The organism is Thermocrispum sp. (genome assembly GCF_002919275.1).
GTDB classification, from domain to species: domain Bacteria; phylum Actinomycetota; class Actinomycetes; order Mycobacteriales; family Pseudonocardiaceae; genus Thermocrispum; species Thermocrispum agreste.
The window spans coordinates 1-14,428 of sequence record NZ_PKFA01000065.1 but is presented as its reverse complement, the minus strand read 5'-3'; the positions used below and the strand labels follow the sequence as shown (position 1 = coordinate 14,428).

At 70.4% G+C, this 14,428-nt stretch carries 15 protein-coding genes and 1 pseudogene; 9 read left to right on the top strand and 7 right to left on the bottom strand.

The features are described 5' to 3' along the window. The first annotated feature begins 10 nt into the window (after window positions 1-10). Together CXP56_RS17030 and CXP56_RS17025 are read left to right on the top strand one after the other, a co-directional pair. Window positions 11-616 carry a TetR family transcriptional regulator gene (locus CXP56_RS17030; protein ID WP_028847214.1) on the top strand — a complete coding sequence of 202 codons (606 nt, stop codon included), beginning with the start codon at window positions 11-13 and terminating at the stop codon, window positions 614-616. Further along, window positions 600-2,225: an acyl-CoA dehydrogenase family protein gene (locus CXP56_RS17025; protein ID WP_286901921.1), complete on the top strand. Its 1,626-nt coding sequence runs from the start codon at window positions 600-602 to the stop codon at window positions 2,223-2,225. The genes CXP56_RS17030 and CXP56_RS17025 overlap by 17 nt, the downstream gene beginning before the upstream one ends. A 95-nt stretch (window positions 2,226-2,320) precedes the next feature. Here CXP56_RS17025 and CXP56_RS17020 read toward each other — a convergent pair whose 3' ends face one another. From CXP56_RS17020 to CXP56_RS17010, 3 genes are all read right to left on the bottom strand, one after another. After that, on the bottom strand, window positions 2,321-3,688 hold the full coding sequence (locus CXP56_RS17020; RefSeq protein ID WP_028847212.1) for a GH1 family beta-glucosidase: 1,368 nt from the start codon (window positions 3,686-3,688) through the stop codon (window positions 2,321-2,323). A 42-nt stretch (window positions 3,689-3,730) separates the two neighbouring features. Continuing rightward, entirely contained in the window at window positions 3,731-4,957 is a 1,227-nt protein-coding gene (locus CXP56_RS17015; protein ID WP_286901917.1) for an MFS transporter, read from the bottom strand. A gap of 122 nt (window positions 4,958-5,079) precedes the next feature. Then, entirely contained in the window at window positions 5,080-5,553 is a 474-nt protein-coding gene (locus tag CXP56_RS17010) for a YbaK/EbsC family protein (RefSeq protein WP_028847210.1), read from the bottom strand. 187 nt (window positions 5,554-5,740) lie between these two features. On the opposite strand from CXP56_RS17010, the gene CXP56_RS17005 reads away from it, so the two are divergent. From CXP56_RS17005 to CXP56_RS16985, 5 genes and pseudogenes are all read left to right on the top strand, one after another. Then, window positions 5,741-6,187: a lamin tail domain-containing protein gene (locus CXP56_RS17005; protein ID WP_286901914.1), complete on the top strand. Its 447-nt coding sequence runs from the start codon at window positions 5,741-5,743 to the stop codon at window positions 6,185-6,187. A gap of 261 nt (window positions 6,188-6,448) precedes the next feature. Next, window positions 6,449-7,408, top strand: a complete 960-nt coding sequence (locus tag CXP56_RS17000) for a zinc-dependent alcohol dehydrogenase (protein ID WP_028847208.1) — start codon at window positions 6,449-6,451, stop codon at window positions 7,406-7,408. Between the two features lie 25 nt (window positions 7,409-7,433). Further along, on the top strand, window positions 7,434-8,066 hold the full coding sequence (locus tag CXP56_RS16995) for a hypothetical protein (RefSeq protein ID WP_028847207.1): 633 nt from the start codon (window positions 7,434-7,436) through the stop codon (window positions 8,064-8,066). Between the two features lie 4 nt (window positions 8,067-8,070). Further along, the gene (locus tag CXP56_RS16990) at window positions 8,071-8,457 is read left to right on the top strand and encodes a 6-pyruvoyl trahydropterin synthase family protein (protein ID WP_028847206.1); all 387 of its coding nucleotides are present in this window, start codon (window positions 8,071-8,073) and stop codon (window positions 8,455-8,457) included. Beyond that, window positions 8,454-9,293, top strand: a pseudogene (locus tag CXP56_RS16985) (lysylphosphatidylglycerol synthase domain-containing protein); the annotation flags it as partial. The gene CXP56_RS16990 and the pseudogene CXP56_RS16985, both read left to right, overlap by 4 nt. A gap of 30 nt (window positions 9,294-9,323) precedes the next feature. Here the strand turns inward: CXP56_RS16985 and CXP56_RS16980 are convergent. The 4 genes from CXP56_RS16980 to CXP56_RS16965 all read right to left on the bottom strand — a co-directional run bounded on the left by CXP56_RS16980 (window position 9,324) and on the right by CXP56_RS16965 (window position 11,726). Beyond that, complete coding sequence (locus tag CXP56_RS16980; protein WP_245566607.1) at window positions 9,324-9,623, bottom strand: DoxX family protein; 300 nt, start codon at window positions 9,621-9,623, stop codon at window positions 9,324-9,326. A gap of 227 nt (window positions 9,624-9,850) precedes the next feature. Next, window positions 9,851-10,336 carry a deaminase gene (locus CXP56_RS16975; RefSeq protein WP_051310043.1) on the bottom strand — a complete coding sequence of 162 codons (486 nt, stop codon included), beginning with the start codon at window positions 10,334-10,336 and terminating at the stop codon, window positions 9,851-9,853. Continuing rightward, complete coding sequence (locus tag CXP56_RS16970; RefSeq protein ID WP_028847205.1) at window positions 10,329-11,009, bottom strand: RibD family protein; 681 nt, start codon at window positions 11,007-11,009, stop codon at window positions 10,329-10,331. Before CXP56_RS16970 ends, CXP56_RS16975 begins: the two co-directional genes overlap by 8 nt. A gap of 18 nt (window positions 11,010-11,027) precedes the next feature. Next, on the bottom strand, window positions 11,028-11,726 hold the full coding sequence (locus CXP56_RS16965) for a hypothetical protein (RefSeq protein ID WP_286901909.1): 699 nt from the start codon (window positions 11,724-11,726) through the stop codon (window positions 11,028-11,030). A gap of 163 nt (window positions 11,727-11,889) precedes the next feature. Here CXP56_RS16965 and CXP56_RS16960 point away from each other — a divergent pair, with 163 nt between their 5' ends. Beyond that, entirely contained in the window at window positions 11,890-12,270 is a 381-nt protein-coding gene (locus CXP56_RS16960) for a hypothetical protein (protein WP_156899147.1), read from the top strand. 71 nt (window positions 12,271-12,341) lie between these two features. After that, complete coding sequence (locus CXP56_RS16955; RefSeq protein ID WP_156899155.1) at window positions 12,342-13,718, top strand: pyridoxal phosphate-dependent decarboxylase family protein; 1,377 nt, start codon at window positions 12,342-12,344, stop codon at window positions 13,716-13,718. The last annotated feature ends 710 nt before the right edge of the window (window positions 13,719-14,428 follow it).

Sequence of the window (14,428 nt, the reverse complement as noted above, 5' to 3'; positions counted from 1 at the left end):
CACTTCTTGCATGGCGTATCGCCGGACACCGGCCGTGCAAGCCCGGCTGGACGCCCAGCGGGCTGCGATCGTGCAGGCCGCCCACGACGTCCTGGCCGAACACGGCTACACAGGGTGCACGATGGCTGCGGTCGCGGCCAGGGCAGGTGTTGCCACCGGCACCATCTACCGGCATTTCCCCAGCAAGTCGGCGCTGGCCGTGGAGCTGTTCCGGGCCGTGGTGGACCGGGAGGTGTCCGCGGTGGCCGAGGCGAGCGCGTCCGGTGATGCTCTCGAGCGGGTCGTGGCCGTCACCGAGACGTTCGCCCGGCGCGCGCTCAAGGCGCCCCGGCTGGCCTACGCGCTGCTGGCCGAGCCGGTCGACCCCGCGGTGGACGCCGAACGGCTGGTCTACCGGCGCGCATTCCGCGACATCATCGCCAAGCACGTCGCCGAAGGCGTCGCCGCCGGGGTCCTGCCGCCACAGGATGCGGAGCTGACCGCCGCCGCGCTGGTCGGGGCCGTGGCGGAAGCGCTGATCGGCCCGCTGTCCACCGGCGATCACCCCGACATCGTGCCCGCGATGACCGCGTTCACCCTGCGAGCGTTAGGAGTGCAGCATGCCCCCAACCCATGAGGTCACCAACCAGGTCCCGCCACTAGCCGGTCACGACGTCGCCAACTATCCGGCGTTGCTGGAGAGCGTGCGCGCCGGGGGAGCGGAGTGGGCGGAGGCGGAGCTGCATACGCTGGGGCGGCTGGCCGGCAGCGAGCAGGCGCAGGAATGGGGACGGCTGGCGGAGCAGAACCCGCCGGTGCTGCGCACCCATGACCGCTACGGGCATCGCATCGACGAGGTCGAGTTCCACCCGTACTGGCACGAACTGATGCGGGTGGCGGTGGAGAACGGCTTGCACGCCGCACCGTGGGCCGACAGCAGGCCGGGGGCTCATCTGGCCCGCGCCGCCAAGACGTTCGTGTGGACGCTGGCCGATCCCGGGCACATCTGCCCGATCTCGATGACGTATGCGGCGGTGCCTGCGCTGCGCGAAGAGCCGGAGCTGGCCGAGCGGTTCGAGCCGCTGCTTGCGTCCCGTGTGTACGACTACGGGTTGCGCGAACCCATGTCCAAGCGCGGTCTCATCGCGGGCATGTCGATGACGGAGAAGCAGGGTGGCTCGGACGTGCGCGCCAACACCACGCGGGCCACCCCCAACGGCGATCACTACCTGCTCGTCGGGCACAAGTGGTTCACGTCCGCGCCGATGTCGGACATCTTCCTGGCGCTGGCGCAGGCGCCCGGTGGCCTGTCGTGTTTCCTGGTGCCGCGGATCCTGCCGGACGGCACGCGCAACCCGATGCGCCTGCAGCGGCTGAAGGACAAGCTGGGCAACCGGTCGAACGCGTCCGCCGAGATCGAGTACGACGAAGCGGTCGGCTACCTGGTCGGGGAAGAGGGCCGCGGCATCCAGACGATCATTCACATGGTCAACATGACCCGGCTGGACTGCACCATCGGCTCGGCCGCCGGGATGTACGCGGGCCTGCTGCAGGCGGTGCACCACGCGCGGCACCGCTCGGCATTCGGCGGCCTGCTGATCGACAAGCCACTGATGGCCAACGTGCTGGCCGACCTGGCGATCGAGGCGGAAGCAGCGACGACCGTCGCGATGCGGTTGGCTGCGGCCGTCGACCGGGCGGCGGCTGGCGACGAGCACGAAGCGCAGCTGCGCCGCATGGCCCTGGCGGTGTCGAAGTACTGGGTGTGCAAGCGAGCGCCCGCGCACGCCGCGGAAGCGCTGGAATGCCTCGGCGGCAACGGTTACGTGGAGGAATCCGGGATGCCGCGGCTGTTCCGGGAGTCCCCGCTGATGTCCATCTGGGAAGGCTCCGGCAACGTCGCGGCGCTGGACGCGCTGCGCGCCATGGCCAAGCAGCCGGAGTCGTTGCAGGCCTACTTCGACGAGGTCGACAAGGCCGCTGGGGTGGACCCGCGGTTGGACGAGGCCATCGCGCTGGTGCGCAAGGAACTGTCGGACCCCGGCAACCTGGAGTACCGAACCCGGCGGGTGGTCGAGCTGATGGCCATGGTGCTGCAGGGGGCCCTGCTGCACATGCAGGGCAACGCCGCGGTCGCGGACGCCTTCTGCGCCACGCGGTTGAGCCGCGACTGGGGCGTCGCCTTCGGGACCCTGCCTGCCGGTGTGAACACCAAAGCCATCCTCGAGCGCGTCGTCACGGGCTGAGCGCTGGAGGTCAGGTGCCGGTGAGCCCGAGGGCGCGTGGGCGTTCCGTGCGCCCTCGGGCTCACTCCAGGGCATGACCGGTCCCCAGGGACCGGTCATGCGGCTTCCTTGTGCTGCCGGATCATGTCGCGGTACCAGTAGTAGGAGTTCTTCGGCGTGCGGCGCTGGGTCTGGTAATCGATGTGGATCAGGCCGAATCGCTGGCTGTACCCCTCGGCCCATTCGAAGTTGTCGGTGATCGACCAGACGAAGTAGCCGCGCACGTCGACACCTTCCGCGATCGCCTGGCCGAGGGCGTCGATGTGGGCCCTGTGGTAGGCGATGCGTTCTTGGTCGTCGACCTTGCCGTCCGGCCCCACTTCGTCGTGATACGAGCAGCCGCTTTCGGTGATGTAGACCGGAGGGAGCTGCTCGCCGTAGCGGGACTTGAACGTGGTGAGAATCTGCCGCAACCCGTCCGGCACGACGGGCCAGCCGAACGCGGTCGTGGGGTAGCCGGTCAGGGCGCGCGGTGCGAACGGCAGGCCGGCGGGCAGCTGCGCCCCTTCCAGGACGGACGAGTCGGCCTCGCCGTCCGGGTCGGGCGCTCCGACCAGGGTGGGCTGGTAGTAGTTGATGCCGAAGAAGTCCAGGGGCTCGGCGATGATCCGCAGATCCTCCTCGACGGGGCCGGGCATCGCGGCGGCCAGCAGGGGATCGGGGTACTCGCCGCGCAGGATCGGATCCGCGAACAGCCAGTTCACCAGGGTGTCGTAGCCGTTCGCAGCCTCGACGTCGGCGGGGTCGTCGCTGGCCGGCCAGGTCGGCGCGTGGTTGGAGGCGATCCCGATCGTGCCGGCGCCCTCGGCGCGGAGCGCGCGCACCGCCTGGCCGTGGCCGAGCAGCAGGTGATGGGCGACCGGCAGCGCGCCGAAACCGAGCTCCAGGCCGGGTGCGTGCCTGCCGACCGCGTGTCCGAACATCGTCACCACGACCGGTTCGTTGATCGGCATCCACAGGTGCACCCGGTCGCCCAGCCGCCTGGCCACCAGCGCGGCGTAGTCGGCCAGCCGGGCCGCGGTGTCCCGGGACTGCCAGCCGCCGGCGTCCTGCAGCTCCTGCGGCAGATCCCAGTGGTACAGGGTCACCACGGGTTTGATCCCCGCTGCCAGCAGCTCGTCGACCAGGCGGTCGTAGAAGTCGAGTCCCGCCGGGTTGGCCGGGCCCGAGCCGGTGGGTTGCACTCGTGGCCAGGAGATGGAGAACCGGTAGGCGTCCACGCCGAGTTCGCGCATCAGCGCCACGTCTTCGCGGTATCGGTGATAGTGGTCCGCTGCCACGTCGGCGTTGTCGCCGTTGCGAATACGACCGGGTTGGGCGCAGAAGGTGTCCCAGATGGAACGGCCCCGGCCGTCGGCGGTGAGGGCGCCTTCGACCTGGAACGCTGCGCTGGCCACACCCCAGAGGAATTCGCGCGGGATCATCGGCTGCCTTTCCGGTTCGTCGTGTGACTTTTCATGTGCCTGTCACGCCACCGAGGTGATCCTGCCGACGAGCACCGCGCCGAGGACCGCGACCAGCCCGGACGCGGCGAACAGCGCCGGATAGCCGCCGAGCTGGGTGACCAGCGGCGCGGCCAGCGCGGGAGCCACCACCTGCGGCAGCGTGTTGGAGATGTTGAGCACGCCGAGGTCCTTGCCGCGGTCCGCGGCCGCGGGCAGCACCTGGGTGATCAACGCGAAGTCCACCGAGGTGTAGACGCCGAAGCCGATGCCGACCACCGCGGCGGCGATGATCGCGACCGGGTAGGTGGCGACGCCGGCCAGCAGGAACGCGGCCGCGGCCATGATCAGGCCGGAGACGATGACGAAGACCTTGCGGCGAGCCAGCCGGTCCGACCACACGCCGGCGATCAGCACCGCGGCCATCACGCCGAGCACGTTGACCACGGTCAGCACCAGCAGGGCGCCCTCGGCGTCGGCGATGCCCAGTTCGTCGCGCAGGTAGTACAGCAGATACGCCAGCAGCAGCCCGTTGGACAAGTTCAGCAGGAACCTGGTCAGCCACGCCCAGCCGAAGTCCGGGTACCGGCGCGGGCTGACCCAGAAGCCGCGGAGGAAAGCGCGCAGGTCCCACGGTGGTCGCTGCTCGGGTGGCAACGGCGGGTCACGCCGCTGCAGCAGGAACGGCACCAGGCTGACCAGCAGCACCACCGCGCAGGCGAGGTAGCCCGCGGCACCGGGCAGCACACCGGCCAGCCCGGTGGCGATCACCACGCCCAGCATCTGCGCCAACCCGAGATACCCCGCGGCGGTGCCGCGTTGCCTCCGCGGCACTTGATCGGGCACTACGGCGGTGAGTGCGGCCCACGGGGCGTTGAGCGCGGTCTGCACCAGGCACCAGCCGATGACCAGCTCGGCGACCGTGTCGGCGGCCGAGAGCAGGACCAGGCTTGCCGCGCCGGCCAGCCCACCGACCGCGATCCACGGCAGCCGCCTGCCGAAGCGGGACAGCGTCCGGTCCGACAGCGCACCCCACAGCGGGTTGAACACCGTCGAGAAGGCTGCGCCGACGCCGAACACCCACGCCAGCACGGTTTCCTTCGACTCGGCGGCGATGGCTTCCGCCTGGTTCGGCAGCAGCACCTGGATCGGCCCGTAGAAGCCGACCATCACGCCGACCCAGGCCGTGTTGTAGCGCAGCGTCCACGGCCAGCGGACGTTCTCGGTCGGCTCGACCAGCACCGTGCTCATGACGACCACCCAAACGTGAAGATGGTTCACTTTCGCCTGTCGGGTGGTGTGCCGTCAAGGCTTCGACGGGCGACGCGGGTGTGGGGTGGGAGGGGTCACCGGCTCAGTGAGCCGGGTCCGCGTCAGTCGCCGACGTCGGCAGCGGTCCCGCCGGTGATGCGCAGCAGTGTGTCGAAGGTGGTGGGGAAGACGGTGTTGGGATGGCCGGCAGCGGCCCAGACCGTCTCGTAGCGACGGAGCCAGGTGTCCACCAGTGTGCGCAGCGGAGCCGGGTGGCCGACCGGGGCGACCCCGCCGATGGGCTGCCCGGTGGCCTGGCGGACGAATTCCGGCTTCGCCCGGCGGAGCTTGCCGACCTCCAGCAGCTTGGCGCAGCGCTCGGTGTCCACCCGGTGCGCGCCGCTGGCCAGGATCAGCACCGCCTCACCGTCGGCGTCGAAGATCAAGCTGTTGGCGATCGCGCCGACTTCCACGCCGAGCTGCTCGGCCGCGGCCGTGGCGGTGGGCACCGGCTCGGTGAAGGCGCGGACTTCGGAGGTCTCCCCGTGCGCGCGCAGCGCCTCGACGACGCGGATGACGTTGGGATGCTCCAGCACGGTGGTGACTGTACCGCCGGGCGACGGCCGATCCGATTCCGGTTGGCGGCTGCGCGTGCTGCGCAGCGGCCTTGGCAACGAGTCACTGACTAACAGCAGATCCGGTGAACTTGTAGCAGTGGGTAACTGCTGGTCGGTCTCGGTCGATCACATTCTCGCGGACGGTTACCGAAGTGAGGAGAAGTGAATGCGGAGAGTAGCGGCCGTGCTGGGGGTGGCGGTGCTGACCCTGGCCGGAACGATGGTGTCCTCGGCGACGGCGCAAGCTGCCGGGGCAGTGGTGATCTACAAGGTGCAGTACAACTCTCCGGGGACGGACACCAGGTCCAACAAGAGCTTGAACGGCGAGTACGTCGTCATCAAGAACACCTCGAAGCAGACCAAGACGATCACCGGATACCGGCTGCAGGACGAAGCCGGTCACCGGTACGTGTTCGGCACCACCAAGCTGAAGCCGGGCAAGGTCATCTACGTCCGGACCGGCAAGGGCACGAACAACTACCTGAATCGGTACTGGGGACGCAGCTGGCACGTCTGGAACAACACGGGGGACACCGCCTACCTGCGGTCGCCCAACAACCGGCTGCTGGACAAGTGCTCCTGGGGCAGTAAGGGAAGCGCCAAGTACTGCTGACCAGCGCGGGCACCGGGACCGTATGCGGACTCCGGAACGTATGCGGACCCCCGTGGTCCGGGATGGCGAACGTGACGTCCCGCCACGAAGCCCAACCGGATGCGCGGGCTGGTGGCGGGGCGATTCACGGCACGGGGAGGGCTGGGCTCGACCGGGCTGACGGAGTCCGACGGCGACCGGCGCGTCGTGTGCAGTCGATCTATGGTGGGACTCCACGGTCGAACTCGGCCGCCGACGAGCACGCATTCCTGGAGGGCAGCAGTGACACCGGCGCGCGCGTTCTGGGTCAGTGCACCGGGCGTCGGTGAGATCAGGCCGTGCTCGGTGGAACGCACCGACCCGGACGACGTGCTGGTCGATACCCGCTACAGCGCGATCAGCCGGGGGACCGAAACCCTGGTGTTCACCGGACGCGTTCCGGTCGGCCAGTACGAGGTGATGCGCGCTCCGTTCCAGGAAGGGAACTTCGGCGGACCGGTGAAGTACGGCTACCTCAATGTCGGCGTGGTCCGGGAGGGGCCGCCGCACCTGGCCGGCCGGACCGTCTTCTGCCTCTACCCGCATCAGACGCACTACGTCGTGCCTGCGGCCGCCGTGGCCGTGGTACCGGACGAGGTGCCTGCCGCTCGTGCCGTCCTGGCGGGCACCGTCGAGACAGCGATCAACGCTTTGTGGGACGCCAGGCCGCTGATCGGCGACCGGGTGGCGGTCGTCGGTGCCGGCATGGTCGGTTGTGCCGTGGCGGCCCTGCTGGCCGCCTTCCCCGGGCTCCGGCTGCAGCTGGTCGACGTCGATCCGGCTCGCCGATCCGTGGCAGAGGCCATCGGAGCGGAGTTCGTGGCGCCGCACGAGGCGGCGCGCGACTGTGATCTCGTGCTGCACGCCAGCGCCACCGAGCAAGGGCTGCGCACCGCCCTCGACCTGCTCCGCACCGATGGCCGGGTGATCGAGCTGAGCTGGTACGGCGACCAGGAGGTACGCCTGCCGCTCGGCGAGCGCTTCCACTCGGCGCGGCTGTCGGTGCGATCGAGCCAGGTCGGCACGGTGGCCCGGCCCGACAGGACGCACGCCGAGCGGATGGCATTGGCGCTGAGCATGCTGCGGGATGCCCGGTTCGACGCGTTGATCACGGGGGAAAGCCGCTTCGACGACCTGCCCCGCGTGCTGCCCGCGCTGGCCGACGGATCGTTGCCTGCGCTGTGCCATCGCGTGGTGTACTGATCTTGCCCGGGTTTACGCTGACCCGGTGCACGACGCCACTCAGCTGGTTCGTTCCTATCTGTTCCTGCGCCGCGGGCTCGGCCTGATGGGGATCGCGCTGCCGTTCGTGCTGATCCTCGGCACCGCGATCGCCGACGGCGAGCTGTTGTATTCGATCAGCGGCTACTACCACTCGAGCATGCGCGACGTCTACGTCGGCACGATGTGCGCCATCGGCGTGTTCCTGCTGTTCTACCGCGGCTACGCCCGCAGCGACCGGGTGGCCAGCATCGTCGCCGGAATCTCGGCGATCGGGGTGGCGCTGTTCCCGGTCCCCGGGAATGCGCGGGTCACCAGCACGGTGAGCGGCGTGCTGCACATCGCCTTCGCCGTCGTGCTGTTCGCGACCTTCGCCTACTTCTGCCTGATCGAGTTCCGCAAGAGCGACACGGCACGCCCGGCAGGCCGCAAACGCCGCCGCAACGAGATGTACCTGGTCACCGGACTGATCATCGTGGCGTGCCTGGTGCTCGTCGCCGTCGTCGAGCTGATCGGCGGCCTGGACGACCTGCGGCCGGTGCTGTGGCTGGAGGCGATCGCCACGGTGGCGTTCGGCGTCGCGTGGCTGACCAAGGGCGAGGCGATCCTCGGAGATCGTGCCCCCGGCGGCGTACGGTGATCGCATGTTCACCGTGACCGTGCGCGATCACCTGATGATCGCCCACAGTTTCCGTGGCGAGGTGTTCGGCCCCGCGCAGCGGCTGCACGGCGCGACCTACGTGGTCGACGCGACGTTCAGCGGCCCGGAACTCACCGAGGACGGCATCCTGCTGGACATCGGGCTCGCCGCCCGGGAACTGTCCGCGGTCGTCGCCGAGCTCAACTACCGCAATCTGGACGACGAGCCCGCCTTCGCGGGCCGGAACACGTCGACCGAGTTCCTGGCCAAGGTCATCGCCGACCGGCTCGCGGACCGCATCGCTCACCTGGCCATGCCGAACCTGACCGGACTCAAGGTCACGCTGCGCGAGTCCCACGTGGCCTGGGCCTCCTACGAGCGGCAGCTGTGAACCGGCGGTTGCGTCCGGCCTTCCGCTGGGTGGTGGCCGCGGCCGTCGTGGCGCTGCTCGTCGTGCAGTTCGGTGCGGACGGTGTCGCCGCCGGATTCGCCAGGGTCGGCAGCGCCGAGATGCTGATCGCGTCGGGCATCGGACTGGCGGCGACGGCGTGCTGCGCGGCCAGGTGGTGCCTGATCGCTCGCCGAACCGGCTGCGAACTGCGTTTCGGCCCGGCGCTCGCCGAGTACTACCGTGCCCAGCTGCTCAACTCCGTGTTGCCCGCGGGCGTCGTGGGGGACGCGCATCGCGGGATCCGGTTCGGCCGCCTCACCGGAAACGTCGCCCGCGGGGTGCGGACGGTGGTCTACGAACGACTTGCCGGCCAGGTGGCGCTGCTGATCCTCGGCACGGTGGCCCTGATCGGACACCCCCAGCTGCGCCGGATCTTCGCCGAACTCGCGACGAAGAATGCGGCGCTGGTGGTCGTCGCGGGCATGCTGCTCGTCGCCGTCGTGGCCGTGGCCGCCGGTACCGAGAGGGTCCGCGCGTTGCGCGCGGAGATCAGCTCCGCCCTGACCGGAACAGGTGCGCTGGTCGTACTGGTGCTCTCCGTGCTTGCCGTGGCCGGACATCTCGTGGTGTTCGTCGTCGCCGCCCGGGCGGTTGACGACACCGCGCCGGTGGCCGACATGTTTCCGCTGGCGGTGCTGGCGCTGGTGGCGATGTCGCTGCCGATCGGCGTCGGCGGCTGGGGGCCGCGGGAGGCGGCATGCGCGGCCGGTTTCGCCGCCGCGGGTTTCGGCGCCGCGCACGGGGTCGCGGCCGCTGTGGTGTTCGGCGTGCTCGGCCTGGTGGCGTGCACACCTGGCCTGGTGGTACTACCTGCGGACGCGGTCGGCAAACGCGAGCGTATGGGGCCAGCGGTACCAGGCGACGAAGGCGAACAGCACCAGCAGGACGGCGGGCACGACCGCGCCGCCGGGCGAGCGCACCGCGAACTCGGCGACGATCGCACCGATCATCACGGCGGTCAGGCCCAGCGCCGCGAGGCCGCACAGCAGCGGGATCAGCAAGCCGACCGCGCCGGCGAGCTCGATCAAACCGGTCAGGTGCCGGAACCAGTCGCCGAAGCCGATGCGATCGAACGTCTCGGTGACGTAGGCGTCGCCACGCAACATGGGTAGCGCGGAGAAGACCCCGAGGTAGATGGCCAGCGCGAGCTGCAAGGCCCACGTCGCGAGGTTGGCAGGCATGCTGGTGCGCATCGAATCGGAGATGCGACGATTCGCTGCCATGGCACCGCTCCTTCCGTCGGCGGTCCCGTGCCGGTCGGGGACAGGGCCTCCGGCGTACCCGGAGTGTCGTACTCGGGTCGCGGGGGCGTTACCCCGCGATTGCGCGATCGTCACACGTCGCGGCTCGGCTCGACCGTTTCCAGCACCCGCAGGACGTCGGCGTTGATCTCCCGCACCCGGGGAGCCAGCTCGGGAACCTCGATCACCGTGCGCCCGGCCGCGGTGAGTCGTTCCGCGCCCTCACAGACCACGATCAGCTCCGGCTCACGCCACGCGAACACCACCCGGGGAATGCCGGAGGCGAGGATCAGGTCGGTGCACGACCGCGGCCGGGACAACCGCACGCTGCATGGTTCGAGCGAGGTGTAGATGGTCGCGGTGGCCAGCCTCGGGTCGTCGGCGGCCAGCTTGGCCAGCGCGACTTCCTCGGCGTGGTCAGCCGGGCCGGTCTCGCGGGTGTAGCCGGTGGCCAGCACCCGATGCTCGGCGTCCGCGATCACCGCTCCGACGGCGTAGGTGTGGCCGCGCGGGCTGCGCCTGGACAACTCGACGGCCTGGCGGAGCAACCGGAGATCGGCTTGGGTGAGGTCAGGCATCCGCCGCTCCGGGAAGGTAGCGCAGCAGCGCACAGTCTCCGATCTGCCGTACCTCGGCCAAGGTCATCCGTTCGGTCACCGGGAAGGCTCCTGGGTTGACGAATCGGGGCGCACGCTCGTCTGCCACGAACAGCGGTGCCACGACCACGTGGAGTTCGTCGACGAAGCCGGCAGCGAGGAACAGGGTGTGGATGGCTCCGCCCCCTTCGACCATGAGCCTGCGCACTCCGCGCGATGCCAGGTCGGCGAGCATTCCTGGCACGTCCAGTGGATCACCGGCGTCGACCACGTCGGCAAGCGCGCCGAGCCGTTCGGCGGCCTTGGGCACCGCAGAGGTGAGCGCGTAGACGATCTTCGGGCTTTCGCCGAGTTGGAAGAAGTTGGCCGCGGGGTCCAAGTCGCCGCTGCCGGTGATGGTGACCTTGATCGGGTCCGGCGGCTCGCCCCTGGCCCGGCGTCGCTCGCGCAGCCGGGGTGCGCGGACCACCAGCCGCGGGTTGTCGCACCGTACGGTGTTCGCGCCGACCAGGATCGCGTCCACGCCGGCGCGCACCTCGTCGACCCGAGCCAGGTCTTGCTCGTTCGACAGCACCAGGCGCTCGGCGCTCGCGTCGTCGATGTATCCGTCGAGCGACACCGCGACCGACAGCAGCACGTACGGGCGGGAGCTCACGGCCCCACGGTAGCCGGGTCAGGCGGACGAGCGGTGGTCGGCTTGCTCCATGGGCAGGTCGGAGCCGAAAGTCGTGACGAAGATCTCGCCGGGCTGGGCCGTGGGCGTGTTCGCGCCGACGTGGACGGCGTGCCGCACGACGTCGGTCAGGGCGCGAGCTGGCTCCAGCTCGATGAGGTCGATGTAGCCGTTGTCGACGGCCACCACTGCCACCAGCCACCGGAGCGTGGTCACCAGTGGCACGTGGCGGAACGTCAGGCGCCAGCCGACGTGCAGGTCGTTGCCGAACGGTGCGACCGCGACCACGCCCGCGTAGGCACCCATCCGCAAGCGCAGCACGTTGCGCACGCCGGGAACGGGGCCGCCCACCCTGGCCCGCCGGGGATGGATCGCCACCGGTGCGGCGTGCTGGTCACGCAGTGACCGGTAGGTCGCGGCGAACACGTCGTCGGCCGCCGCCGCCCTGCCGACCAGAAGATCGCTTCCGGTGGCCACCGGCAGTGTCCGCGGCACGAGCAGCTCGGCGAGCAGCCACACCGCGGGGAGCACGATCCCGAGCACCACCAGTGCGGCCGGGTCACCACCGAGCTGGCGGGTCAGGTACGCCCCGAGGAACAGCGCCAAGGCCAAAGCCGCGGTGCGCATCAGCGCCCAGCCGAGCGTGCGCCGGAGCAATCGCCCGAGCGTGTGATCGGAGAAGCTTCGCGAGGGGGTCACGGGTTGCAGATTCTCGCACCTGCGGCCGTCGCGCCAGGGAAAAATGTCCGAACTGGCGCCCGATTTGTGTCCCATGTCGTGGTCTGCCCGCGGTCTGTCTACGGAGGAGTAACAAACCCGCCTGCCCCGGCGACTGCACGGGACAGAAGCGAATGGGGTGGTCATGACGGCGCAGGAGTCGTACGTACTCGAAGCGATGGGGTGGCACATCACGGCCGGCCACTCCGACTGGCTCCAGTCCGGCGAATCACTGGCGGGCCGGGCCGACGTCCGGCTGGCGTACGAGGCCCTGGATCGCAAGCTCCGTCCCGATGCGCTGTACCGCGTGATCGGCTTGATGCATCACGACAGCAGCCACACCGAGTACACGCCGGTCGAGGGTGGACGCGGCGTGCGGCTGCTGGTGTCCGGCGACGGCCTGAAAGTGGAGGAGTTCGAGGTGTGTGTCGCCGACGAGGTGGCGTTCGGGCTCGTCGGTGGCTGCGACTGCACGCGATGCGGGGACGACGCGGGTCCTGTCCGGCGCGCTGCTGACCCGTCCTGACGCCATCCGGCCCGTTCGGTCCGCGCTGCCGGCGCCCGGGACGCGGTAGCGTCGGCCGTGTGACCGATGCGTTGACCGATCTGCTGCAGAAGGCGGCGAGGACAGCCGCGGAGTTCCGCACCGGGCTCCCGGAGCGGCCGGTGGCCGCTCGAGCCGACGTGGACGCCATGCGGGCTGCCTTCGCCGCGCCGCTACCGGAAACCCCGACACCGGCATCCGAGGTGGTCGACGAGCTGATCCGCACCGCGGATCCCGGCTTGACGGCCAACGCCGGGCCACGGTTCTTCGGGTTCGTCATCGGCGGTGGGCTGCCGAGCGCGACGGCGGCCGACATGCTGGCCGTCGGTTGGGACCAGTGCGCGTTCAACGGCGTGCTCGCGCCAGCGGCGATCGCCGCGGAAGAGGTGGCGGCGGACTGGATCAAACAGCTGCTGGGCATCCCGCGGACCGCGTCGGCGGGCTTCGTCACCGGTGCTCAGGAGGCCAACACCGTGGGGCTGGCGGCCGCCCGGCACCACGTGCTCGCCACCGCGGGGTGGGACGTCGAGCGGGACGGCCTGGTCGGCGCCCCGCGCATCCGGGTGGTCGCGGGCGAGGAACGGCACGCCACGATCGACCGCGCGTTGCGCCTGCTGGGGTTCGGCGACCGGGTGCTGGAGCTGGTGCCCGCCGACGACAACGGTGCGATCGACCCGGCTCAGCTGGACCGCGTGCTGGCCGACGGCGAACCCGGGCCGTTGATCGTCTGCCTGCAGGCGGGCAACGTCAACACGGGCGCGTGCGATCCGCTCGGCGAAGCTGCCGACATCGCGCACCGGCACGGCGCGTGGGTGCACGTCGACGGTGCCTTCGGGCTGTGGGCCGCCGCCAATCCGCGCACCGCGCATCTGGTCGCGGGAATCGAGAAGGCGGACTCATGGGGCTGCGACGCGCACAAGTGGCTGAACGTCCCCTACGACTCCGGCTTCGTGTTCGTGTCCCGGCCGGAGGCCCATGCCGGCACGATGAGTCATTCCGCGGCGTATCTGACCGGATCGGCCGAGCAGGTCGCCGGCTCGAGCTTCGTGCTGGGCTCGTCCCGCCGCGGGCGCGGGTTCGCGGTGTGGGCGGCGCTGCGTGAGCTGGGCCGGGAAGGTGTCGCGGAGCTGGTCGACCGGTGCTGTCGCCACGCGCGGCATTTCGCGGACGTGCTGGCCACAGGCGGAGCACGCGTGGTGAACGACGTCGTGCTGAATCAGGTTCTGGTCGACGTGCACGCCGATGCCGACGCGGTCGCGGCCGCGGTGCGCCAGGAGGGGACCTGCTGGCTGGGCGCGACGACCTGGCGGGGGCAGCGGTTGCTCCGGCTCTCGGTGTCCAACTACGGCACCACCACGGCCGACGTGGAGCGGTCGGCGGAGGCGATCCTGCGCGTGGCCAAGCAGGTGCGCGACGGGGCGGCCGGCTGATCCTTGCTCTCGGTGCCGACGGCGCGTCGTCGGCACCGAGAGGCGGCCGTGGGCGATGTGTCGGCACCGAGGGGCGACCGTGGGCGATGTGTCGGCACCGAGGGGCGGCCGCGTCCGCGGTGTGGGTGTGCGCTCGGAACGCTCGCCGCGGGCTGCGTCGTGCAGCGGCGCGATGCCCGGTCACAGCAGGTGCGTGGCCATCGGCCTGGCAGCGGCGACTGGGCGGCGCAGGGCTTGAGCACGGTAGGCAGCGTCGGCCCTGGCGCTCGTCCGGCGCCTCAGGTGGACGGAGGCCGACCGTCAGGCACGGGTGCGGGCTCGAGCGCAGCAGGGAGACCAGCGCCACGTCATCGGCGACCGAGCTCACGGTGTGCCAGGAACTCGATGAGGTCGGACCCGGCGCGTTCGCCCCAGGGCCGGTCTCGTTGGTCGGCCACGTGCCCGGCAGGGCCGCGACGGTGCCGACCAACACGGTCAGGTCGAGCCGATGGGCTGTCTGCCGGGAAGTATCAGCCGGGTGGGCAACCCGGTGGAAGTGTCAGCCGGGTGGGTAACCCGATGACCAGGCGACCAGGATCGCCGTCACCACTCCTGGTGACGGTCGGGTGACCTCCGCGCGTCCGTCTCGTGGTGCCGGGCAGCTACCGGGATGGGACGGCAACGATCGTTCCGGCAGCGATTGACAGCGGTTGACAGCGATCGACAGCGAT

Coding starts and splice junctions, on each gene's coding strand:
- CXP56_RS16960 (WP_156899147.1), top strand. CDS start 11,890: ATGACGGCGCAGGAGTCGTACGTACTCGAAGCGATGGGGTGGCACATC.
- CXP56_RS17030 (WP_028847214.1), top strand. CDS start 11: ATGGCGTATCGCCGGACACCGGCCGTGCAAGCCCGGCTGGACGCCCAG.
- CXP56_RS17005 (WP_286901914.1), top strand. CDS start 5,741: ATGCGGAGAGTAGCGGCCGTGCTGGGGGTGGCGGTGCTGACCCTGGCC.
- CXP56_RS17020 (WP_028847212.1), bottom strand. CDS start 3,688: ATGATCCCGCGCGAATTCCTCTGGGGTGTGGCCAGCGCAGCGTTCCAG.
- CXP56_RS16990 (WP_028847206.1), top strand. CDS start 8,071: ATGTTCACCGTGACCGTGCGCGATCACCTGATGATCGCCCACAGTTTC.
- CXP56_RS17025 (WP_286901921.1), top strand. CDS start 600: ATGCCCCCAACCCATGAGGTCACCAACCAGGTCCCGCCACTAGCCGGT.
- CXP56_RS16975 (WP_051310043.1), bottom strand. CDS start 10,336: ATGCCTGACCTCACCCAAGCCGATCTCCGGTTGCTCCGCCAGGCCGTC.
- CXP56_RS17015 (WP_286901917.1), bottom strand. CDS start 4,957: ATGAGCACGGTGCTGGTCGAGCCGACCGAGAACGTCCGCTGGCCGTGG.
- CXP56_RS16980 (WP_245566607.1), bottom strand. CDS start 9,623: ATGTTGCGTGGCGACGCCTACGTCACCGAGACGTTCGATCGCATCGGC.